The 23140-nt window shown below is 43.1% G+C and carries 18 protein-coding genes; 4 read left to right on the top strand and 14 right to left on the bottom strand.

Annotated elements, in window-relative coordinates:
- Positions 1-94 precede the first annotated feature (94 nt).
- Positions 95-355, top strand: a complete 261-nt coding sequence (locus G4407_RS10380) for a hypothetical protein (protein ID WP_173688830.1) — start codon at positions 95-97, stop codon at positions 353-355.
- 147 nt (positions 356-502) lie between these two features.
- On the opposite strand, the gene metG is transcribed toward G4407_RS10380, so the two are convergent.
- The 5 genes from metG to nadA form a co-directional block, all read right to left on the bottom strand.
- Positions 503-2407, bottom strand: coding sequence for a methionine--tRNA ligase (gene metG / locus G4407_RS10375; protein ID WP_173688829.1), 1905 nt, complete (start codon positions 2405-2407; stop codon positions 503-505).
- 507 nt (positions 2408-2914) lie between these two features.
- Entirely contained in the window at positions 2915-3430 is a 516-nt protein-coding gene (locus tag G4407_RS10370) for a transcription repressor NadR (protein ID WP_118218414.1), read from the bottom strand.
- Between the two features lie 110 nt (positions 3431-3540).
- Complete coding sequence (gene nadC / locus G4407_RS10365; RefSeq protein WP_173688828.1) at positions 3541-4392, bottom strand: carboxylating nicotinate-nucleotide diphosphorylase; 852 nt, start codon at positions 4390-4392, stop codon at positions 3541-3543.
- 127 nt (positions 4393-4519) lie between these two features.
- On the bottom strand, positions 4520-5722 hold the full coding sequence (locus G4407_RS10360; protein WP_173688827.1) for an L-aspartate oxidase: 1203 nt from the start codon (positions 5720-5722) through the stop codon (positions 4520-4522).
- 70 nt (positions 5723-5792) lie between these two features.
- Positions 5793-6701 (bottom strand): quinolinate synthase NadA, encoded by a 909-nt coding sequence (gene nadA, locus G4407_RS10355; RefSeq protein ID WP_173688826.1) that lies wholly within the window; start codon positions 6699-6701, stop codon positions 5793-5795.
- A gap of 184 nt (positions 6702-6885) precedes the next feature.
- Between nadA and G4407_RS10350 the strand changes: the two genes are divergently transcribed.
- Positions 6886-8649 (top strand): DUF885 domain-containing protein, encoded by a 1764-nt coding sequence (locus G4407_RS10350; RefSeq protein WP_173688825.1) that lies wholly within the window; start codon positions 6886-6888, stop codon positions 8647-8649.
- 91 nt (positions 8650-8740) lie between these two features.
- Here the strand turns inward: G4407_RS10350 and G4407_RS10345 are convergent, their stop codons facing one another.
- The 5 genes from G4407_RS10345 to G4407_RS10325 form a co-directional block, all read right to left on the bottom strand.
- Positions 8741-9793, bottom strand: coding sequence for a PTS transporter subunit IIC (locus G4407_RS10345; protein WP_173688824.1), 1053 nt, complete (start codon positions 9791-9793; stop codon positions 8741-8743).
- A gap of 224 nt (positions 9794-10017) precedes the next feature.
- Complete coding sequence (locus G4407_RS10340) at positions 10018-12261, bottom strand: beta-L-arabinofuranosidase domain-containing protein (RefSeq protein WP_173688823.1); 2244 nt, start codon at positions 12259-12261, stop codon at positions 10018-10020.
- Between the two features lie 186 nt (positions 12262-12447).
- A complete protein-coding gene (locus tag G4407_RS10335; protein WP_008374123.1) occupies positions 12448-12972 on the bottom strand; it encodes a spore maturation protein in 525 nt (174 codons plus the stop codon).
- Between the two features lie 70 nt (positions 12973-13042).
- Positions 13043-13231 (bottom strand): hypothetical protein, encoded by a 189-nt coding sequence (locus G4407_RS10330; RefSeq protein WP_173688822.1) that lies wholly within the window; start codon positions 13229-13231, stop codon positions 13043-13045.
- Between the two features lie 386 nt (positions 13232-13617).
- Positions 13618-14979 carry an MATE family efflux transporter gene (locus G4407_RS10325; protein ID WP_173688821.1) on the bottom strand — a complete coding sequence of 454 codons (1362 nt, stop codon included), beginning with the start codon at positions 14977-14979 and terminating at the stop codon, positions 13618-13620.
- Between the two features lie 203 nt (positions 14980-15182).
- On the opposite strand from G4407_RS10325, the gene G4407_RS10320 reads away from it, so the two are divergent.
- Together G4407_RS10320 and G4407_RS10315 are read left to right on the top strand one after the other, a co-directional pair.
- The gene (locus G4407_RS10320; protein ID WP_173688820.1) at positions 15183-16946 is read left to right on the top strand and encodes an ABC transporter ATP-binding protein; all 1764 of its coding nucleotides are present in this window, start codon (positions 15183-15185) and stop codon (positions 16944-16946) included.
- Positions 16943-18922 carry an ABC transporter ATP-binding protein gene (locus tag G4407_RS10315; RefSeq protein ID WP_173688819.1) on the top strand — a complete coding sequence of 660 codons (1980 nt, stop codon included), beginning with the start codon at positions 16943-16945 and terminating at the stop codon, positions 18920-18922. The genes G4407_RS10320 and G4407_RS10315 overlap by 4 nt, the downstream gene beginning before the upstream one ends.
- A gap of 401 nt (positions 18923-19323) precedes the next feature.
- Here the strand turns inward: G4407_RS10315 and G4407_RS10310 are convergent, their stop codons facing one another.
- From G4407_RS10310 to G4407_RS10295, 4 genes are read right to left on the bottom strand one after another with little or no spacing between them, the layout of a single operon-like run.
- Positions 19324-20301 carry an ABC transporter ATP-binding protein gene (locus tag G4407_RS10310; RefSeq protein ID WP_055248136.1) on the bottom strand — a complete coding sequence of 326 codons (978 nt, stop codon included), beginning with the start codon at positions 20299-20301 and terminating at the stop codon, positions 19324-19326.
- Between the two features lie 13 nt (positions 20302-20314).
- Positions 20315-21286: an ABC transporter ATP-binding protein gene (locus G4407_RS10305; RefSeq protein ID WP_055248134.1), complete on the bottom strand. Its 972-nt coding sequence runs from the start codon at positions 21284-21286 to the stop codon at positions 20315-20317.
- Positions 21279-22142: an ABC transporter permease gene (locus G4407_RS10300; RefSeq protein WP_055248132.1), complete on the bottom strand. Its 864-nt coding sequence runs from the start codon at positions 22140-22142 to the stop codon at positions 21279-21281. Before G4407_RS10300 ends, G4407_RS10305 begins: the two co-directional genes overlap by 8 nt.
- Before the next feature lie 12 nt (positions 22143-22154).
- Positions 22155-23105 (bottom strand): ABC transporter permease, encoded by a 951-nt coding sequence (locus G4407_RS10295; protein WP_055248129.1) that lies wholly within the window; start codon positions 23103-23105, stop codon positions 22155-22157.
- Between the last annotated feature and the right edge of the window lie 35 nt (positions 23106-23140).

The following is a 23140-nucleotide window of genomic DNA, read 5'->3' as shown; positions in this document are numbered from 1 at the left end:
GTTCTATAAAATATAGCACTTTGACAATGGTAAATTTTTCTGTTTGATGTATAATAATTACACAGGAAAAAAGGATATAGCGGGAGGGATTTTTATGAAAAATAAAGTAATGTGGAAAGATGTGGCACTGATCATTTTAACAATTCTTTTAATTTTTTCTATGTGCAGAATACATACGCTGCATCAGTCAAATAAGAAACTCTATTCGCAGACTCTGGAGCTGAACAATCAGCTTGCTACACTCAAGGAAAAGAATGCCGGACTGGAATCAAAACTGAGCAGTGAAGAAAGTATTACAGATTCCGTAAAGACTTCTGATAAAACGACTCACGACACTGCCGATAACACACAGTAATCCCAAAAGAGGAAACAACTACATTATCTGTGGTCGTTTCCTCTTTTTCTGTTACATCACAGCAATCTCTGTGATATATTGATCTCTTATTTTTTTAATCAGGCAGATATTCCCAATCTGCCTCACGACTTGTCTGCTCCGTTTTAATTAACAGATCTCTGCTCCTGCCGGCATCTTCTTCTCCGGTGTCATCAGCGCAAGATTTCCATCTGCATCTTCTGCGCAGAGCAACATACCTTCTGAAAGCACTCCGGCGAGTTTTGCAGGTTTCAGGTTCACAAGAACCATAACCTTCTTGCCTACCATCTCTTCCGGTGTGTAGTGTGCTTTGATTCCGGATACGATCTGTTTTACCTGACTTCCGATCTTAACCTGTGAACAGAGCAGTTTTTTAGATTTCTTCACTGCCTCGCAGGAAATGATCTCACCTACCTGGAACTGCATTTTTTCAAAGTCCTCGAAAGTGATCTCCGGTTTTGCTTCGATGTCGATTCCTTCTTCTTCCTCTTCTTTCTCTTCTTTAACTGGTGGATGAAGTTCTGCTACTTTTTTCATAACTTCTTCCAGATCGAGTCTCTGGAACAGGATTTCCGGTTTGTCAGTTACATTTCCGCCACCAAGCTGTGCAAGAATCTTTTCTGATGTTTCCGGCATGAAGGATTCCAGAAGTTTTGCACCTTCGGAAATACTCTGGATCAGATTCCAGAGTACTGTCTCCAGACGATCCTTCTTACTTTCATCCTTTGCAAGTGCCCAAGGCATTGTCTCATCAATATATTTGTTGCAGCGTTTAAACAGATTGAAGATCTCCGTGATCGCATCTGCTACACGCAATTCTTTCATTTTTGCTTCTACGAGCTTCGGTGTATTTTCTGTTACAGCTTTCAGATCTGCATCTACTTCTTCTGTCACACCTTTATTTGTCACAGTTCCACCAAAGTATTTATTTGTCATAGAAATAGTACGGTTTACAAGGTTTCCAAGTGTGTTGGCAAGATCTGAATTCAGTCTTTCTACCATCAGTTCCCATGAAATCACACCGTCATTTTCAAATGGCATCTCATGCAGAACGAAGTAACGTACTGCATCGACTCCGAAGAAATCTACCAGCTCATCTGCGTAAAGAACATTTCCTTTAGATTTACTCATTTTTCCATCGCCCTGAAGCAGCCACGGATGTCCGAATACCTGTTTTGGAAGCGGAAGTCCAAGTGCCATCAGGAAGATCGGCCAGTAAATTGTATGGAAACGGATGATATCTTTTCCGATCAGATGAAGGTCTGCCGGCCAGTTCTTATTGAACATTTCATCGCTTTCACCATCACAGTGATATCCGATACCGGTGATATAGTTGGTAAGAGCATCAAGCCATACATAAACAACATGCTTCGGATCAAAGTCTACCGGGATTCCCCATTTGAAAGAAGTTCTGGATACACACAGATCCTGAAGGCCCGGAAGAAGGAAGTTGTTCATCATCTCATTCTTACGTGCTACCGGCTGGATAAATTCCGGATGTGTATTGATATATTCAATCAGTCTGTCTGCATATTTGCTCATCTTGAAGAAGTATGCTTCTTCTTTTGCAGGCTGTACCGGGCGTCCGCAGTCCGGACATTTTCCATCTACAAGCTGGGATTCTGTGAAGAAGGATTCGCATGGAGTACAGTACATTCCTTCGTAGTGTCCTTTGTAAATATCTCCCTGGTCATACAGTTTCTTGAATATCTTCTGTACTTCTTTCTCATGATAATCATCCGTTGTACGGATAAATTTGTCATAAGAAGTGTTCATCAGATCCCAGATTCTCTTAATCTCCCCGGATACGTTATCTACAAATTCCTTTGGTGTAACGCCTGCTTCTTCTGCTTTTAATTCGATCTTCTGTCCATGCTCATCAGTTCCTGTCTGGAAAAATACATCGTATCCCTGACTTCTCTTGTAACGTGCAATTGCATCTGCCAGCACGATCTCGTATGTGTTACCGATATGTGGCTTGCCTGATGTATAAGCAATTGCAGTTGTAATATAATATTTTGGTTTGTCTGCCATGGTTCTTTATCTCCTTTTTCTTTTAATTATTAAGTAAAAGAATGTGCCTTGGCACATTCTGGTGCCTGCGCGGTCGCTTGCGACATCTTCCTTGTGCGCCGCAGTGCGCATCCTCGCGGAGCGTTTTTTATATATTAGAAAAGAGCATTTTCTAATATATAAAAAAACCGCCTTCTATAAAATATAGAAGACGGGATTATTACCGTGTTACCACTTCTCTTCATCCTTCCCTCACAGGAAGAATCTCACCGGGTACAGTCTGCTGCTTTTGGCAGTCCATATCTGCACTCGCCGCTGTAACGGGCGGAACCCATCGCACGCTTGCACAGGAAACTGATTCGTTGCTTCCTTATGTTCACCTACGCTGCTCAGAAGCCATCTTCAGTCCTTCTCCAGTCATCCCTCTCAGCCTCTGCGGGACTTCTCTGTAAACATTCAAAAGACCTACTCTCTTCATCATCGCTTTTCTCATATCAAAAAAATCGTATCACAGATATCAGAAACTTGTCAAGGCGTATTTGACACCAGATAGCCTTTTTCCTTCAATACCTGCTCGATCAGATCCAGTGTCTCTTCCGAATCCGCTTCAACTGTGTGATAGTGATAGTTGGAGGTGATATTCTTAAGCGGACTGGACTTTCCACTGTGGATCCCTTCCATGAATTCTTTTACATTTCTCCGCGATGCCACATCAAGAGGTGCTTCCATATGTCCATAAATCCGGTGATTGATCATTACATTTACCACCTTGCCACCCAGATCTACGATCGAACAAAGCTCATCCTCCATCTGTTCATCCGTATGACTGACTTTGAACACTCTCGTTACCGAATGCGGCGCATTCAGAATATATCCCCGGTTGGTCGAAATGATATCATATCCGGCTGCACGGATCAGCGCAATGTCCTGTACAATGACCTGACGGCTTACATCATATACCTTCGCCAGTTCTTTCCCCGGTACCGGAACCTCACTGCTCTTTATTTTGCTGACAATCTCTTCTCTTCGTCTGGAACCTGTCATCCCGATATAACTCTCCTTTTTCTGCGATTCTGCTTTGTGCCTGACGTATTACAGACTTTTCTCTTCTATCTGCCAAGGCCTGTCTTCATCCTTACCGGATCCAGACCGGCTTAAATAGCATGCAGATTCTTCAGCGAAATGTCAAGGACAGGAGCAGAATGGGTAAGTGCCCCACTTGATATATAGTCTACTCCAAGAGACGTCAGACGGTCAATATTTTCTTTTGTCACATTTCCGGAACACTCTGTCTCTGCACGTCCGTCAATAATCCGGATTGCCTCCTTCATATCCTCCGGTGTCATATTATCCAGCATAATGATATCTGCTCCGGCATCGGCAGCCTCTCGAACCATATCCAGATTCTCTACCTCCACTTCGATCTTGCGAACAAACGGTGCGTATTCCTTTGCCATCTCCACCGCCTTTGTCACACTTCCTGCCGCTCCGATATGATTGTCTTTTAAAAGAACTCCGTCGGAAAGATTATATCTGTGGTTATATCCGCCACCGACACGGACCGCATATTTTTCAAAGATACGCATATTCGGCGTTGTCTTTCTGGTGTCCAGAAGCTTCGTCTTCGTTCCTTCCAGAAGTTTTGCAACCGAATGGGTATAGGTTGCGATACCACTCATTCTCTGCAGATAATTCAGTGCGACTCTTTCGCCGGAAAGCAGCGCACGGATATCTCCAGTAACAACACCCATCAGCTCACCTTTCTTCACTTCATCGCCGTCTTTGCAATAAAAATCAATCTTCACATTTTCATCCAGGATCTCAAATACTCTGCGAAATACATCCAGTCCGGCAACGACTCCGTCCTGTTTGCAGATCAGCTGCACCTCACCGGTCACGGCTTCTTTCATCACCGCATTGGTGGTTACATCCTCACTGGAAATATCTTCCTGCAATGCTTCTTTGATCAGATGGTCTACATTTAATGTCATTGTAATCTTATTCATTTCTTTTCCTCACTCTATAACAACGTATTCTCTCACTAACTGTTTTCAACTATGGCAAATTACACATTTTCGCGAGTGCGCAATTTTGCTGAAATCTTCTTCAGATTTTCCAGTTCAGTAAAAACTGCTAGACTGCCTCTTTACAGAACACTGCCGGCTTCACTGCATTTTCCACTCCTGATATCTTATGTGCCGCACGTTTTGCAAACACCAGACTTTCCAGCAGGGAATTACTTGCCAGACGGTTCGCTCCATGAACACCATTACAACTGGTCTCTCCAACTGCATACAGATGTTCCATCGAAGTTCTGCTGTCACTGTCTACCCAGATGCCGCCCATGAAATAGTGCTGCGCCGGAACAACCGGGATCCAGTCCTTTGTCACATCATATCCTTCTTCCCGGCATCTCTCACAGATATTCGGGAAATGTTCCAGAATCGTATTCTTATCTATATTTTCCATGGAAAGCCACACATGATCCGTTCCATCTTTTTCCATCTGCTCACGGATTGCTTTTGTCACCACATCCCGCGGAAGAAGCTCATTGACAAACCGCTCTCCGTCTTTGTTATAAAGAACTGCACCTTCTCCACGGACAGATTCTGAAATCAGAAATCTGCGTCCTGGTTTTGAAGAATACAAAGTGGTCGGATGGATCTGCACATAGTCCAGATGTTCCAGACGGATGCCATGCTTTTTGGAAATATCAAGCGCATCCCCGGTCAGATGTGGGAAGTTCGTAGAATGCTGATATCTTCCGCCGATTCCACCACTTGCAAAGATGGTATCCTGCACATAGATCTTCATTTCTTCTCCGTCCTGCGTCTTCGCTAAAATTCCTGCACACTTTCCATTTTTAACAATGATGTCTGTCATAGTTGTAAATTCGTGTATTTGTACATTTTTTCGTTTCTTTACTTGTGTAAGTAATTTACTTGTGATCTCTTTTCCTGTAATGTCTTCATGGAAAAGGATTCGCGGTCTGGAATGTGCACCTTCTCTTGTAAATGCAAGATTTCCGTCTTTTTTAGCAAAATCCACCCCATATCCAATCAGATCATGAATAATTTCCTGCGAGCTTCGGATCATAATATCCACGGATTCTTTCCTGTTCTCGTAATGACCTGCGCGCATTGTATCTTCAAAATACCCCTCATAATCTTCATCATCACGAAGTACACAGATTCCGCCCTGTGCAAGAAATGAATCACTGCTTTCCAGATCTGACTTGGTAATCATAACAATCTGTTTATCCTCCGGAAGATTCAGTGCAGAAAATGCACCACCAACTCCGGTTCCTACGATCACTACATCTGTCTTAATCTCCAACTTTATCCCTCCAACTCCGGTTCTCTTATCCGGTCACCTATTGTTTCTTATTTCTGATTTTCCGGTTCTTTTATTTTGCAGCAAGCTCCAGCATTTTCTCTAACGGTTTCTTGGAATTTTCCCGAAGCTTTGCATCTACGTGAACCTCATTTTCACCAGTCTGCAAAACATGCAGCACCTTCTCCAGAGTATTCTTTTTCATATTCGGACATACCGGAAGCTTGTCCGGATAATAGAATGTCTTCTCCGGGTTCTGTTCCTTCAGCTTGTAACCAACACCCTCTTCTGTACAGACAATGAATTCCTGACAGTCACTTGCCGTTACATACTGAATGATTCCTGATGTGCTTCCCACGTAATCTGCCATCGCAAGAAGCTCTGCACGGCATTCTCCGTGTGCGACGATCTGTGCCCCTGGATGTCTCCTTTTCACCTCGGCTACATCCTCAGGTTCCATCCGTTCATGAGTCGGACAGAATCCATTATTGTAAACAAAATTTTTTTCCGGTACATGATCGGCTACAAAATGTGCCAGATTCCGATCTGGAATAAAGAAAATATTCTTGTTCGGAAGTTCTTTTACGATCTTCACTGCATTTGCAGATGTCACACAGACATCTGAATATTCTTTCAGTGCTGCCGTTGAATTGATATAGCAGACAACAGCAAGATCATTATATTCTTTCCGCATCTTCCGGATCGTCTCCACATCTGCCATATGTGCCATCGGACAGTCTGCTGTCATATCCGGCATCAGAACCGTTTTCTCCGGATTCAGGATCTTCGCACTCTCCCCCATAAAGGAAACGCCACAAAATACGATTGTCTTTTCTTTGAGCTTCGTTGCTACCTTGCTCAGGTAAAAAGAATCCCCTATATAATCTGCTATCTCCTGCACCTCCGGCCGCACATAATAATGTGCCAGAATGACAGCATTCTTCTCTTTCTTAAGCTTCTGTATCTCTTCCACCGTTGTCATAACGTGATCCTCCCTTACTGACTCTTTTCTCATCTCTGATCTTTTTCAGCATAGTGCCCATTATAGCACTGCACTTTACATCTGACAAGACACTTGTTTTATTTCTGTAAAGTTTCGTTTAAAAAACATATTCTCGGAATCAAAATCATATACATAGAAACAACATCATTTCTTCTGGAGTTTTATGTTTCATCTAATTCTTAAACACCGGAAAAAAATATTTCTGATCCTTCCCTGTTGTCTGCTGGTCATTCTGATTTCTTTTCTGTCTGGCAATGCATTTTGGAGCTCCCTGCATGCAGAATCTTCCGACCGGCAATTCCGTACTTTCACACGCCGCCTCTTCCAGACGGAAGTATCCGCAAATACCATCAGTCTTCACTATACCTTGCGTTCTCCTTCCGACTATGGCATTGCGGACATCCCGGCTACATATGGCAGTCTTTCTTCTGATCCCGTTGCAGCGAAAGCTTCTGTCAGAAATGTTCTCTCTTCTCTGCAGGAATTTGATCCCGGCACTCTTTCTTCGGAAAATGCACTAACCTTTAAAATCCTGGATACCTATCTTGAAAATGCATCCACAGGGACGGATTATCTGCTCTACCAGGAGCCACTTGGTCCGGTATCCGGCATCCATACCCAACTGCCCGTTCTGCTCTCGGAATACAGCTTTTACGACACACAGGATGTAGAAACCTATCTGGCTCTCTTAAAAGAAACGCCTGCCTATTTTGATTCTGTCATCCGGTTTGAGCAGAAAAAAGCTGCTTCCGGTCTTTTTATGCCGGATTACCAGGTTGATTCTGTTCTGGAAACCTGCCAGTCTTTTATCGATATGGGTAAAGAGAATTATCTTGTCAGTACATTTGATGAACGGATCGCGTCACTGGATCTTTTACCTGAAAACAAAAAAGATTCTTTTCGTGCAGAAAATATGGAACTTGTAACAGAAGAGATTTATCCGGCTTATCAAAATCTGATCACCGCTATCAAATCGCTGAAAGGGAAAGGAACAAATGAACAGGGACTTAGCCATTTCCCTTATGGGAAAAAATACTATGAATATCTGGTGCGTCAGACTACCGGCTGCAATGAATCCGTTTCCCGTCTGCGACTGATGACCAGGGCACAGATACTGGAAGATCTAAATGCCATGCAGAAGGTTCTCTTCCCTGCCGACGCAGCACTTACCCAGGCATCCGTTTTGGAGCAGACACCTCCGGATTCCATGCTGGACGATCTCAGGTCTAAAATCACAGATACATTCCCGGAAATTCCTGATGTTGATTTCCAGGTCAAATATGTTCCGGAATCCATGCAGGATTATCTAAGTCCCGCTTTCTATATGATCCCTGCCATTGACAATCTGACGGAAAATGTCATCTACATTAACAACGGACAGACCGCCTCAGGGCTGAATCTCTACACAACCCTTGCTCACGAAGGCTATCCCGGACATCTGTACCAGACCGTCTATTTTTCTGCTTCTGAGCCGGATCCTATCCGGAGCATTCTTGATTTTGGTGGATACGTTGAGGGCTGGGCCACCTATGCGGAAATGATGTCCTACTACCTTGCACCTCTCTCTAAGACGGAAGCATCCCTTCTCCAGAAAAACAGTTCTGTCATTCTTGGACTTTATGCGCTTGCAGACATGGGAATTCATTATGACGGCTGGTCTGTAACTGATACAGTCCGCTTTTTCAGCGATTACGGAATCAATGATGCAAATGCAGTACAGAGTGTCTACGAACTGATCATTGGAAGTCCCGCCAATTATCTGAAATACTATATTGGATACCTGAAATTTTATGAATTGAAAAAGGAGATGGCAGATGCCCTGGGAAATCAATTCTCCCAGAAAGAATTTCACAGGGCTGTACTGGATGTGGGACCGGCGCCATTTGAGATCGTATATGATGAGGTGGAAAAAAATTTATTAGATTGATCCTATGAAACAAAAAACTATCCTGTGAGAATCCAAAATATTCCCACAGGATAACCCCTCAAACACATTTTTATATAATTTACACCCGAATCTACAAATCCAGCTTCAGATCATTTTCCTTGATCCAGCCACATTTTCTCATCGGAATCGCAATTGCCCAGGAAAGTACTGCCGGAAGGATGAAGCAGATCAGCACAAGACCTGCCCAGTCCATTCCGGTGATCGCAGCCTTTGTTCCCGCAGCAATATCATTTACCCAGCCTGTGTACACACCAATCTGTCCGACCAGTCCGCAGGTTCCCATTCCGGATGCCACTGCCGCACCGTTCATCTTCAGATGGAAGATACAGGTTGCGACCGGACCGGTAATTGCGGATGCCAGTGTCGACGGGAGCCAGATTCTCGGGTTTCTCACGATGTTTCCCATCTGGAGCATTGAAGTTCCGATCCCCTGCGCAAAAAGACCTCCCCATTTATTTTCCTTAAAACTCATAACCGCAAAACCAACCATCTGTGCACAGCAGCCGGCTACAGCAGCACCTCCTGCAAGCCCGGTAAGTGAAAGTGCCGCACAGATCGCTGCACTGCTGATCGGAAGTGTCAGCGCAATACCAACGATCACCGACACAAGAATTCCCATAAAGAAAGGCTGCAGTTCAGTCGCCCACATGATCGCAGTTCCCACGGTACTTGCCGCTGCTCCGATCGCCGGTGCGCATCCAAGTGAAAGCAGAACTCCCACACAGATCGTCACAAATGGTGTCACAATAATATCTATTTTTGTTTCTTTTGAAACCAGTTTCCCAAATTCTGCTGCAAAAATCGTAACGACCAAAACCGCAAGCGGTCCTCCGGCACCCCCAAGTTCATTCGCTGCCATTCCGACTGCTGCCAGTGAAAACAATACAAGTGACGGACACTGAAGTGCTACTCCGATCGAAACTGCCATCGCAGCTCCGGTTGCTCCTTTCGCATAACCGCCTACTGTTACAAGGATTCCTATACCAAGCTGTTCTCCGAGTGTACTGATGATCGTACCGATCAGAAGCGATGCAAACAGTCCCTGCGCCATTGCACCAAGCGCATCGATTCCGTATCGCTTCGCTGAAAAAATAATATTTTTCTTTCTTAGAAACTCTTTCATAACTTTCTCCTGCTCCTGTCATTCTTTTAGTGTATAATCTACTGTCTTGTCACATGTGATTACTGTGCAATATTATCCACTGTTTTGCAGAATCCGTCAAGAAGATTTTATTTAAATCTCTCATTAAATCTCTTGTCTTCGCAAAAGTATGATATAACTGATATGACTAAAAAGCAGGAGTGTACATTTTTTAACTGCACACTCCTGCTTTTTATTTCTTATTTTTATTCTTTATGAAAATATACATGATAAGCTTCCATATCTACTTCCGGAAGAGGGATCATCTTCATTCCATTCGCTTCAAACTGTAATTTTCCATCAACCATATGAATTTCTTCTACTGCCGGTGCTGTAAGGAATTCTTTTTCCTCTGAAAGTGCCGCAAGAATATATGGCCCATATGCAAGATTGACAAATGCCGCATCAGACTTGTTATCCAACACACGGAATTCCATCGGAAGTTCCAGTCGGATCACATCTCCGGCTTTCGGATCTGCATCAATTACCAGATAACCATCATGAAGTGCTGTATCTGCAAGAACTTTTCCATTTACAGACACGTTAAAATCCTTCTGCCCCCATGCCGGAATATGGATTTTAAGAACTTTTTTCTGATCCTTTTGGCAACGGATTTCCATTACACCTTCTTCATCCACACTCTGAAGTTCGATCATCGTTTTTCCATTTTCGTCCGTCAGCACGGAATCTACAAGAAGGTTAATGTAAAGCGCATCTTCATCCTGCGCATAAATATTTTCCATATAGCGGAATCTGCTCTCCATACCGGTTCCATGACAACAGGAATTCTCTGAAAGGAAGAATTCTTTTCTGCCACCCGGACCAAGTGGAAGAAAATAAGTCGTTCCACCATCACATTTATGACTACTTGATGTCAAGATATGATTTCTCAGCGTATTATCATAATAATCCATCAGATTGCCGCTTCGCGTATATTCAAATAACTGACTGGTCAGGCGCAGCATATTATAACTTGCACAGCTTTCAGCAGCCTTATCCGTAAGATAAGAACACGTTGTATTTGCACGATGGAACATCTCAGTCTCACCAACCCCACCGATACAATATGTATGTCCACCAGTCACAATATTCCAGAAATTCTTTCCGATTTCCCAATAAATCTCATCACCAGTTGCCCGATACAGATCCATTGAACCGATAATCTGCGGAATATGCTGGTTTGCATGCATATCCTCCAATGTATCGCATTCTTCTTCCATCGGATAGAATAACTTTTCATTTTCAAAAAGTTTTGCAGCCTTCAGATGATTTTCTTTTCCGGTCAGCTCATAGACTTTTACCATTGTTCCAAGCATACCACCAAACTCACCTGCAATATACATTGCCCACATTTTATCCAGAGTTTCTTTTGGCAGACGGGAAAGCCTGTCATATACCCAGTCTCCCATCAAATCCAGGATCTCTTTTGCCGTCTCATTTCCGGCAAACACATGACAATCATATAATCCGGACATAATCTTATCCAAAGTATAATATGGAGCCCAGATTTCCGGATACTTGGTATATACTTCCAGAAGATCGAACTGTTCCTCTGAGTATGCACTTAAAAATCCTCTGTGATATTTGCCGGTTGCCGCAAATGCATCCTGGCACTTTTTCAGCTCTGCTACCATATAATTGACTTTATCTAAAAATTTTGGATTGCCGGTTGCTGCAAATGCAAGTGCAATACCTGACAGATAATGTCCTGTCGTGTGTCCTTTCAGTTTACAGCTTTCCTCATCCCAACCGGTCATCGGAGGTGCCCCTTTTGTATCCAATCCGGTCGCTTTGCGGAAATTATAAAGCATCTGGTCATCGTCAATTCCAAGAAGATATTCTTCCATCAGCTTCTGATATTTATAGTAAAGAGTTCCTTCTTTCAACCGAACCTGTCCAAGTGGAAAATAACCCACTTTTTTCTCCGGTCCTTTTACTGGTACTATTTCCTTTTTATAATGGATCTCTACAGATGCTTCCTTTTCTGTTCCATCGATCACACCTGCAACTGCAACCACTGTCTCTTCTTTTGCCGGCTCATATGTATTCCATTTCACCGGCATTGTCATGCGGCGTCCATCTTCTGTGTATACGATCACAACAGACGGAAGATGTGCTTCTTCACCGACCAGTGCATTAAGGACGACTTTACGTACTTCTTTTACGATATTTTCTTTTGCTTCCTGCAATACGGTCGCCACATATTCTCTTGACTCACTATATCCTTCATATGTTGCGGTAACCGTCAGTGTAACTTTACGGTTTCCCATGCCATGCAGTGGACGATGTACCTTTCCTGTATTATCAATAAATCTTTCTTCCCCTGTCTCCCAAGTAAATTGAGCACCATATTTTCCGTTCTCCGGGAGTGTAAGATTGTCATCTACCGTGCTCAGATTCCCAATATAAATTGCATCCAAATCTTTTTTAATAATTTCTGCTGCGTTCATGTTTTGCTCCTTTTCGTATAAAAATTGGATTCGAACCATCTATAGACTATATTCTATGTTTCTCTCCATTCTTTGTCAAGATTTTGCACATTTTTTGTTAATTGTAGTCATTTTTATTGTGCGATATATACATTTTTCAAAAAAATCTGAATACAACATTCGATAATTTTTATATACAACTTTTATTTATACAAGTGCTGCCAGCCACACACTCGCTGCAAGCCCTGCAAATGTTGCAATAAGTGCTCCGGCAAGAGTATACCTGGTTTTTTTCACCTTTGCTGACATAAAATACACAGACATCGTATAGAAAATCGTTTCTGTACACGCCATCGAAATTGAAGCGATCATTCCGTTTCTCGAATCCGTTCCAAATTCCTTATAGATATCAAGCAATAATCCCGTTGCGGCAGAGGACGAAAACATTTTCACAATCGTAAGCGGAACCAGTGCCCCTGGAAATCCAATCTGCTCCGTCACATTTCCAATTATTTCCGATATAAATTCCAGGAAACCCGATGCACGCAAAATCCCCACTGCCGCCATCAATCCGATCAACGTCGGCATCAGCCGCACGACCGTCCAAAATCCACGCTTTGCTCCCTGAATAAAAGTATCATATACATTCACTCCTGCAAAAATTCCATATATAAGAATGGACAAAATCATAAAAGGGACTATAAAGTCAGATATGTATAAAAAAAGGCGCATAAAAACAGCTCCTGGCGAACCACTTTATTAAAAAGTATATTCGCCGGAGCTGTTATTCATTCCGTTTGCTTTATAAAGAAAATTTTTTCACTTCTTCTTGCGTCAAATCTGCTAATTTTTTTCCTCGTTTCCGCGCATATCTTGAAAGTTCAAGCAAATTCACAGGACAAACCGATCCATTTACATATGGATCAGGTTCTTTATAATATCGTGCATCAACGTTTACTTTTTTCATAAACCTAGATTTCGTTCCACTCATAATGATACACCTCTTTACTTGTCAATATCATATATTTTTGTTAAACTATCAATAGACACTACTCTAAAACGGTAGGCGGTTAGTCCTTCAACAGAGGGACTGAACCCTCTGATTACATAGAAATCTCATCTGAGAAATCTTGGAAAGGAGGGCAATCTTGTATGAGTGATTTTGAACTGCTCTCCATCGTACTAATGATGCTTAGTATCATCGTAACGATCTTGCTTGCATATATTAACCATACAAAAAAGTAACCGCCTCTGACCAAGAATCCGGTTACTTTTTTAAGTAATTATAACTTGTGACTAACCGCTTAATGGGTAGTGTCTTCTATAACAATAATACTATCAGATATAATTAACTCTGTCAAATATGATTATTTTCTTCTATTCATCCGCATACTTCGCAAACCGCTTCTCATTCTGGTGGATCACATAATAATACATCACGATCAGCAACACACTTGCCAGGATCCATGCCGCCGGACTTGCCATGCATACCCCAAAGTAACTCTTCTGCCCTGCCGCGATCATGGCAACAACGCCCCTGCCAACCAGCTCAGCCACACCAGCCATCATCGGAAGCAGTCCATATCCCATTCCCTGGATTCCATTCCGGTAAACATTTACAACAGTAAGAGGAATAAAGAAAGTACCGACGCACTTCAGGTAAATATCCACGGAACGCATAATTTCTGTCAGATCCCCAGACAGGAACAGATACGTCATATATTTTCCAACCGTCATAATGATCGCCGCAACTACGACTGAATAGATACTTCCCATGATCGTAATTGACTTAAATCCCTGACGGATCCTTTTGATCTTACCTGCTCCAATATTCTGTGCGCAATAGGTTGCCATCGTGGTTCCCATCGCAACATATGCCTGCGTCACGATCTGCTCTATCTTATTCGCTGCGGTAAATGCCGCTACCTGTGTGGAGCCAAGCAGATTCAAGGCGGTCTGTACCATCATGGTTCCGATCGCTGTGATCGAATATTGAAGCGCCATCGGGATTCCGACTGCAAGCTGGATCTTCAGCAGATGTCCGCTCGGACGCCAGTCCTCCTTATGTAAATGCAGCACCGGGACCGCCTTCACAATATATATCAGACACAGGATTCCTGAAATCCCCTGTGAAATCACGGTCGCCCATGCCGCACCGGCTGCGCCCATGTGAAATGCAATGATAAATACCATATCCAACACAATGTTGAGCAGCGCCGCAAGAATCAGGAAATACAGCGGAACCTTGCTGTTACCAAGTGCCCGCAAGACACTGGATAAAAAGTTATACAGCATCTGCGCCGCAATTCCGCCACAGATTACCATAATATACGCATAGGCATCCTTGAAAATATCATCCGGTGTCTGCATAATCCCAAGAAGCGGTTTCATTGCCATCATTCCGAACACAGTCATAATAAGAGACATAATAATCGCCAGAATCGCGGCATTTCCTACAGTCTTGCGCATTGCTTTCATATCACCCGCGCCAAATTTCTGTGCCGTAAGTACAGTAAATCCTGCCGTCATTCCCAGAATAAATCCATTGATCAGAAACATGATCGTTCCCGTACTTCCAACAGCCGCAAGTGCTTTGGTTCCCACGAACTTTCCTACGATAATCGTATCCGCCATACTGTAGAACTGCTGAAATACATTTCCAATGAAGATCGGCAGTGTGAAATTAAAAATAATTTTTCCCGGATTCCCGGTCGTCAAATCTTTTTGTAATGTTTTCATATATTCCCTCTGTTTATCTCATTAACATTTTACCTCTCGTCATTATAGAAAAATGTATCTTAAATTGCAATTGTCGTTTTCACGAAATTTCCCCTGTTTCACAAAGTATTTCCCGTTTATTTGACGGAATCTTTGACACCCCAGGTTCTATCCTCTATAATAGTTTATATAGAAAAATTTTATCATTTTCAGGAGGCATTGATATGAAACCACTGCCCTTTATCATGCAATATGTCAGGCGATACAAATATCGCTATATTGCTGGAATCCTTACTCTTTTTGCTGTAGATGCGGCAAGTGTATTTATTCCAAAACTTACCGGTATCATTACCGACGGTCTTACCGCGCGCAGCATCACCTGGAGTTCCATTCGTACCTGTCTTCTTGGAATCTTTCTGATTGGTCTTCTGCTTGCAGTCGGCCGTTTTTTGTGGCGTTATTTTCTTTTTGGAACCGCACGTATTATCGAGCGTGAACTGCGTAATGAAATGTTTTCCCATCTGGAAACTATGGATGTGGAATACTACAACAGCCACAAAACAGGTGATCTGATGACCCGGTTTACCAGTGACTTAAATGCGGTACGCATGGCACTTGGCCCTGCTGTCATCTGCATCTTTGATTCCGTAGTCATGACGCTCCTGGTCGTCTGCCAGATGATGTATTATGTCAATATAAAACTGACCCTTCTGGCACTGATCCCGATGGTCATTATCTGCCTCGGCTATATGCATTACGGAAAGGTACTGGATGACCTCTACACCGAACGTCAGGACAGTGTTTCCAATCTTGCCGACTTTGTACAGGAAAGCTTCTCCGGGATCCGTGTGATCAAGGCCTTTGTCCGCAAGCAGGCAGAAATCCTTTCTTTTTCCAAAAAGAACCAGGATACCATGGATAAAAGTATGCGCATCGCAAAGCTGGAAGCCATCCTGATCCCGCTTCTGGATGTGATCATCGGATTTTCCAGTCTTGCCTCACTCCTTTATGGGGGGTACCTTGCCCTGATCGGACAGATTACGCTCGGACGCTTCGTAGCTTTCAATCAGTATGTCAATATGCTGGTATGGCCGATGCTCGCCTGTTCGGAAGCTGCTGTCATGTTTTCCCAGGGAACTGCATCCATCCGCCGTGTACAGGAAATTCTGGAAGCGCAGACAAATGTAAAAGATACTGCTTCTGTCACGACTTTAGACACCCTGCACGGGGATATCCGTTTTGATCACCTGACCTTTGCACACCTTGGCAATACTTCTCCGGTACTGCATGATATCAATCTGGACATCCCATCCGGGACAACCCTTGCCATCATCGGGCGCACCGGCAACGGAAAGTCCACTCTGGTCAATCTTCTGCTCCGGCTTTACAACACCGAGCCAGGCATGATTTATCTGGATGACCATGATATCAACACAATTCCGCTGAAAACTCTGCGTGAAAATATTGCTTATGTACCACAGGATAATTTTCTTTTTTCCGATACTCTGAAAGCAAATATTGCATTCGGCACAAAGTCACAGGATATGAGCCGTATTATCGCCGCAGCAAAATCAGCCTGCATTCACGATAATATTGCAAATTTTCCGGACAACTATGATACGATCGTCGGCGAACGTGGCGTTACGCTTTCCGGCGGTCAGAAACAGCGCAGCTCCATCGCCCGCGCCCTGATGAAAAATGCGCCGATCCTGATCCTTGATGACTCCCTTTCCGCTGTCGACACCGATACGGAAGAACATATCCTGCATAATCTCAGGGACGATCGTAAAGGGAAAACAACAATCCTGATCGCACACCGCATTTCCACAGTACAGCATGCCGATCTGATCATGGTACTTGAAAATGGGGAAATGAAAGAGCTTGGAACACACACCGAACTGATTCAGAAAAATGGCATTTATAAAGATATGTTTGAAAAGCAACAGTTGGAAGCTTCCATTGGAGAACAGGAGGTAGCCCTAAGATGAAACGACTTTTAAGTTATCTAAAACCGCATAAATGGGTAATGACACTGGCAACTGTCCTGGTTCTCTTCATCATTGCTGTGGAACTTTACCGCCCGATCATCGTCGGAAATGCAATCGACCAGTACATCAATGGTTATTATCATCCGTATGCAGAAGCCGACGTTTCCGCTCCGGACGCTGTAAACTGGAACGGCCTTGTACTGTCGCGCGACCAGGCGGTATCCGCGGCGGATTCTGCTTCCTTTTATCAGATTTTTCTCTGGAAGGATCACTATTACATGGCAGAAAATCTCACCCGATCTGAATGTACCGCACTGCAAAATGCCGATACATCTGTTTTAAAAAATTATGTCAGAGAAGGTGCGCAGAAGCTTACTTCCAATGATCTGAAGGTTTTAAGACAAAATGATTTTAAGGGGATCTTAAAAGCCGGAATCCTGTTTCTTCTGCTGCTTTTTAGCGGATTTTTCCTGAACCTTGCCGACACCTGGCTTTTGCAAAAGATGGGCCAGCAGATCGTGTACAAACTGCGTGAAGAAACATTTACACATATACACAGCCTGTCACTTTCTTTTTTCAATACAACACCGGTTGGCAAGCTCGTAACCCGTGTATCTAACGATACTGAAGCAGTCAACGAACTGTTTTCCACCATTCTTGTGAAACTTTTTAAAAACGTTGTAAAGATTATTGGTTACGCTGCTGTCATGCTCTCAATTAATGTGAAAATGGCAGGTATATCCTTCCTGCTTTTACCTCTGGTTGCAATCCTGACTTTTGTTTTCCGGCATCTCTCCAGAAAAGCTTACCAGATCACAAGAAATAAAATCACAGAGCTGAACACCTTCCTGTCCGAACATATTTCCGGTATGAAGCTGATCCAGATCTTTGCACGTGAAAAAGAGAAATACAGTGAATTTGAAGGCAAATCTATGGAACTGTACCGTGCCAATTTCCGCGAGATCATGACTTTTGCGATCTTCCGGCCTTCAATCTATCTGGTTTCGATCATTGCCATGATCCTTGTCATCCGTACCGGAAGCCTTTCTGTGTTAAATGGAAGTCTTTCTCTCGGAACCCTGTTCGTGTTTATCACCTACATCAGCTCCTTTTTCGAGCCAATCCAGGAGCTTTCCGAACAGCTTGGAACCCTGCAGTCTTCCATTGCTTCCGCAGAAAAGATTTTCAGTGTTCTTGATGTAAAACCAGAGATCGTATCTCCGGCCGATCCGACTCCGGTCAATATTCTTGGTGAAATTGAATTCCGCCATGTCTGGTTTGCCTACGAAGAGGAAAATTATATTTTAAAAGATGTAAGTTTTGTAATCCATCCGGGTGAAAAAGCTGCTTTTGTCGGCGCTACCGGAGCAGGAAAATCTACAATTTTAAATCTGATCGGAAGATATTTTGATATTCAGAAGGGACAGATCCTGATTGATGGGATTGATATTCATGAAATTGATCTGGATGTGCTCCGCGGTGCGATTGGTCAGGTTCAGCAGGATGTCTTCATCTTCACCGGAGACATCAAAAGTAATATCTCGCTGAATAATGAAGCAATCTCACCGGACGATGTCAGACGGGCTGCCGAAATTGTAAATGCAGATCCATTTATTCAGAAACTGCCGCACGGATATGATGAGCCGGTCACAGAGCGCGGAAGTACTCTATCTGCCGGGCAGCGCCAGCTTTTGTCCTTCGCACGGACACTTGCTTATGATCCGAAGATCCTTGTTCTCGATGAAGCAACTGCCAACATCGATACAGAAACCGAGACACTGATCACACAGGCACTTGCGCGGCTGATGGATGGAAGAACTACGATCATGGTCGCACACCGACTTTCTACTATTCAGCATGCGGATAAAATTATTGTGATGCATCACGGGGAAATAAAAGAATCCGGAACCCATCAGGAGCTGCTGGCGAAGGATGGGTTGTATAAGAAATTGTATGAATTGCAATTGATGGATTAGACAATTCTGTCATTTTATTTTATATTGATTTTCTTCTTTATGTTTGTTACCATAAGTTCAAGGTGCTATTTCACACTGACGTGAATGGCGGTTCGCTTTGTGCGGAGGGTTCATAGCTCCGATTACATAGATCATCTCTTAATTGAGAAATCTTGGAAAGGAGAACTAGCTTATGCTGACCATTACTGACCTTATTGCAGTGATTTCACTGTGTGCGACTTTTTACAGTCTTGGGTATGTGCGTGGAAAGCATGATTCCAAGACGCAAAAATAACCGCCCATCGTCCTGAGAAAACATGAGCGGTTATTTTTAATAACCAAATAATATCAGGCGAACCGTCATCGGTAGCACCTTTTCTATTTATTATACTAGCATCTTTACACTTTTATGTCAATTTTCTTTACAAGATTTCTTTTGCCCTATGGCATGCAACGGAATGTCCTTTGGAAATCTCCTGGAGTTTCGGGACACCGTTTTTACAGGCTTCTGTCGCATATGGACAACGAGTCACAAAACGACAGCCCTCCGGGATATTCATCGGACTTGGCAGCTCGCCTTTGAGCTGGATTCTTTTATGTTCTCTTGCTTTTAACGGATCCACGATCGGAATTGCAGAAAGCAGTGCCTTTGTGTACGGATGCATCGGATTGGTATAAAGTTCATTGCTCTCTGCCACCTCAACCAATGTTCCAAGATACATAACTCCGATTCGGGTACTGATGTAGCGTACCATTGAAAGGTCATGTGCTGCAAAAAGATACGTCAGACCAAATTCGTTCTGCAGATCTTCCAACATATTGACAACCTGTGCCTGGATCGATACGTCCAGGGCTGCGATCGGCTCATCACATACGATGAATTCCGGATTAACTGAAAGTGCTCTTGCGATTCCGATTCTCTGTCTTTGTCCACCGGAAAATTCATACGGGAATTTATCCATATCTGCTTTTGACATTCCAACTTTATTTAACAGATACTCAGTTCTTTCTTCCGCTTCTGCTGCACTCATCCCTGCTTTTTTCAGCGGCTCATTGATAATTTCGCGAACATTCCAGAATGGATTCAGAGCTGAATACGGATCCTGGAAAATGATCTGTACTTCGTCTTTCATCCACTGCAGATTCTTTGCTTTTTCATTTGTGATATCTTTTCCTTTATAGGTTACTTTTCCATCTGTGATATCATACATACGGATCAGGGTACGTTCCAGTGTTGATTTTCCACAGCCTGATTCTCCAACCAGACCAAAAGTTTCGCCTTTATTGATCTCAAGACTTACACCGTCTACCGCTTTTACATACTGCTTACCGCCCATAAATTTATGAACCGGGAAATACTTCTTCAAATCCGTTGCAGATATTAATATTTCTTTATTCATCTATCTCCCCACCTTACTCATTTAAAAAGCACATTGCTCTGTGTGTTTCTGTAAATTCGGTATACTCTGGTTTCTCATTTTTACATCTCTCAGTTGCATACTCACAGCGTTCTGCAAACGGACATCCTTTCGGAGGATCAATCAGTGACGGCGGAAGTCCCGGAATAGACTGTAAGCGCTCGCCTTCTTTCAGATCCAGTGAAGGAATTGCTTTCAGAAGTGCCTTTGTATATGGATGCTTTGGTTCATAAAATACTTCTTCAACCGTACCGCTTTCCATCACCAGGCCACCATACATAATGATAACCTTACTACAGACAGTTGCTACAACACCCATATCATGTGTGATCAGCATGATCGAAGTATGGAATTCATCCTTCAGTTCATGTAAAAGATCCAGGATCTGCGCCTGAATCGTAACATCAAGTGCTGTCGTCGGTTCGTCTGCGATCAGCAGCTCCGGTTCACAGGCAAGTGCCATCGCGATCAGAACTCTCTGGCGCATACCGCCTGAAAATTCATGTGGATACTGTCCAAGTCTGACTTCCGGATTCGGGATACCTACTTTCTTCAGCATTTCTAATGCTTTTTCTTTCGCTTCATTCTTAGAACATTTTTTCTGCCGGATAATAACTTCCTCGATCTGGCTTCCGATTTTCTTCAGTGGATTCAGTGCGGTCATCGGATCCTGGAAAATCATGGTCATCTCTTTTCCACGAACCTTTCTGCATTCTTCATCCGACAGATCTTTTAATTCTCTTTCATTTAAAAGGATAGACTCAGCAGTTCTCTCTGCATTGTCCGGCAGAATCCCCATAACTGCTTTCATGGTTACAGATTTTCCACTTCCGGATTCTCCAACCAGACCTACGATTTCACCCTGATCCACGCTGAAGCTGACTCCTCTTACAGCCTTTACTTCCTGTCCATGACTTTTAAAAGAAACATTCATATTTTTTACATTTAATACATTCTTCTTACTCATCTTTATCACCTGCTGTAATTCTCGGTTCTACAAACACACGAAGTACATCCCCTAATTTATTGAAAGAATACACGGTCAGAATGATCAGAATGCCCGGCAGAACTGCCATATAAGGTGCCTTCTGAAGATACTGCTGTGAGCTCTGGAGCAGACTTCCCCAGCTGGACATCGGTGCCGCAACACCAAGTCCCAGGAAGCTAAGTGAACTTTCTACCATGATCGCACTTGCGATCTGTGCTGTTGCTGCTGTGATGATCGTTGGAAATACGGTCGGAAATACGTGTGACATGATAACCTTTCCTGAAGGAATTCCGATAAAATCTGCATACTGCACATACTCCCTCTCTTTTGCAGAAAGCACTTCCGAACGCACCAGTCTGGCAATTTCCATCCAACTGAACAGACCAATTACAATAATAATAGATGCAAGACCTTTCTTAAATAACAGTCCGACAACGGTTACCATAATGATCCATGGAATAGAACTGAACACATCAACAATACGCATCAGAATATTATCCACAATTCCACCAAAATAGCCAGCTACCATACCAACGGTTACACCAATTATAATCGAAGTCAGCATCGCCAGTACCCCAACAACCAGCGATACACGTCCACCGTATAATACACGGATAAAATAATCCCGTCCCAGCTCATCTGTTCCAAACCAGTGTGCAGATGACGGTGACTGCAGTTTATGCGCTACGTCAAGAGCATCCGGATCTACACTGCTGAATACAACAAAAATACTGACTAAAATAATTGCAATCAAATATATCGCCGCAAAAATAGCCAGTTTATTATGTTTAAACTCATATTTTACATTCTCAAGTCTTCTGTTCTTCTTTTTCATCTTTACACCCCTCTATTTCATTGACTTAATTCGAGGATCTGTCACACAATATAAAATATCCGATAACAGATTTCCGAGAATAACAAGGGTTCCTGAAAGCACAAGAATACTCATAACGATCGGATAATCCATTGCCTGTACTGCACTTACAAAGTAAGGTCCGATACCCGGCCATGAGAAGATCGTCTCTGTAATAACCGCTCCGGTTACAAGCATCGGAAGCGCCATACCAAGTTTGGTAATCAGCGGAAGAAGGACATTCTTGCTGACATGCCTGAACAAAATCTCTGCTTTGCTTGCGCCAAATGACTTCTGCACAATTACATAATCTTCTTTCAGCTGCCCAATTGTAGAGCCACGCACATATCTGGTCAGATCTGGGATAAATCCAACAGTAAGAACTACATACGGCATAATAAAATGCTGCAGAAAATCCAGAATAGAATCTTCTTTTCCAATCGTATGCATTCCCATCAGAGGGAACAGCTCTAGCTTATAACCAAAGAAAAACATGATGATCATCGCAAACCAGAAAGTCGGTGTCGCAATTCCGATGGAACAGATTCCATCGATCAGCTTATCCTGCCACTGATTCTTATGACTTCCGGCAACCAGCCCTAATACGATTGCCAGTAAAAATGCTGTCAGATATGACGGCAACACCAGTTTGATCGTAGACGGGATTCTGCTCTTAAGATCATAAGAAATGCTTGTTCTGGATCTCAGTGAATAACCAAATTCACCCCGGCAGATATTCCCAAGCCATCTTCCATACTGAACAATTACAGGATCATTTAGTCCATACGCTTCTCGCTTTGCCTCTATCTCCTGTTTTGTCATATCCGGTGTCGTAATTGAATCAATTGCATCATACGGCGCAAGATTGATCAGCATAAAGCAGATAAATGTAATGATAAGCAGTAATGGAATTGCCTGTAAAATACGTTTTACAATATATTTCATTCCTCTTCCTCCAAATGTAGTTTCTGCTGAAAAAG

This window comes from Allocoprococcus comes (genome assembly GCF_013300725.1).
GTDB lineage: Bacteria > Bacillota > Clostridia > Lachnospirales > Lachnospiraceae > Allocoprococcus > Allocoprococcus comes_A.
Note: the sequence above shows the minus strand (reverse complement) of the source record. Positions and strands in the feature narration are given on the sequence as shown.

What these genes read in the sequence shown, in the direction of transcription:
- G4407_RS10380 (WP_173688830.1), top strand. Translation starts at nt 95, where the DNA reads ATGAAAAATAAAGTAATGTGGAAAGATGTGGCACTGATCATTTTAACA.
- metG (WP_173688829.1), bottom strand. Translation starts at nt 2,407, where the DNA reads ATGGCAGACAAACCAAAATATTATATTACAACTGCAATTGCTTATACA.
- G4407_RS10370 (WP_118218414.1), bottom strand. Translation starts at nt 3,430, where the DNA reads ATGACAGGTTCCAGACGAAGAGAAGAGATTGTCAGCAAAATAAAGAGC.
- nadC (WP_173688828.1), bottom strand. Translation starts at nt 4,392, where the DNA reads ATGAATAAGATTACAATGACATTAAATGTAGACCATCTGATCAAAGAA.
- nadA (WP_173688826.1), bottom strand. Translation starts at nt 6,701, where the DNA reads ATGACAACGGTGGAAGAGATACAGAAGCTTAAGAAAGAGAAGAATGCT.
- G4407_RS10350 (WP_173688825.1), top strand. Translation starts at nt 6,886, where the DNA reads ATGTTTCATCTAATTCTTAAACACCGGAAAAAAATATTTCTGATCCTT.
- G4407_RS10345 (WP_173688824.1), bottom strand. Translation starts at nt 9,793, where the DNA reads ATGAAAGAGTTTCTAAGAAAGAAAAATATTATTTTTTCAGCGAAGCGA.
- G4407_RS10340 (WP_173688823.1), bottom strand. Translation starts at nt 12,261, where the DNA reads ATGAACGCAGCAGAAATTATTAAAAAAGATTTGGATGCAATTTATATT.
- G4407_RS10335 (WP_008374123.1), bottom strand. Translation starts at nt 12,972, where the DNA reads ATGCGCCTTTTTTTATACATATCTGACTTTATAGTCCCTTTTATGATT.
- G4407_RS10330 (WP_173688822.1), bottom strand. Translation starts at nt 13,231, where the DNA reads ATGAGTGGAACGAAATCTAGGTTTATGAAAAAAGTAAACGTTGATGCA.
- G4407_RS10325 (WP_173688821.1), bottom strand. Translation starts at nt 14,979, where the DNA reads ATGAAAACATTACAAAAAGATTTGACGACCGGGAATCCGGGAAAAATT.
- G4407_RS10320 (WP_173688820.1), top strand. Translation starts at nt 15,183, where the DNA reads ATGAAACCACTGCCCTTTATCATGCAATATGTCAGGCGATACAAATAT.
- G4407_RS10315 (WP_173688819.1), top strand. Translation starts at nt 16,943, where the DNA reads ATGAAACGACTTTTAAGTTATCTAAAACCGCATAAATGGGTAATGACA.
- G4407_RS10310 (WP_055248136.1), bottom strand. Translation starts at nt 20,301, where the DNA reads ATGAATAAAGAAATATTAATATCTGCAACGGATTTGAAGAAGTATTTC.
- G4407_RS10305 (WP_055248134.1), bottom strand. Translation starts at nt 21,286, where the DNA reads ATGAGTAAGAAGAATGTATTAAATGTAAAAAATATGAATGTTTCTTTT.
- G4407_RS10300 (WP_055248132.1), bottom strand. Translation starts at nt 22,142, where the DNA reads ATGAAAAAGAAGAACAGAAGACTTGAGAATGTAAAATATGAGTTTAAA.
- G4407_RS10295 (WP_055248129.1), bottom strand. Translation starts at nt 23,105, where the DNA reads ATGAAATATATTGTAAAACGTATTTTACAGGCAATTCCATTACTGCTT.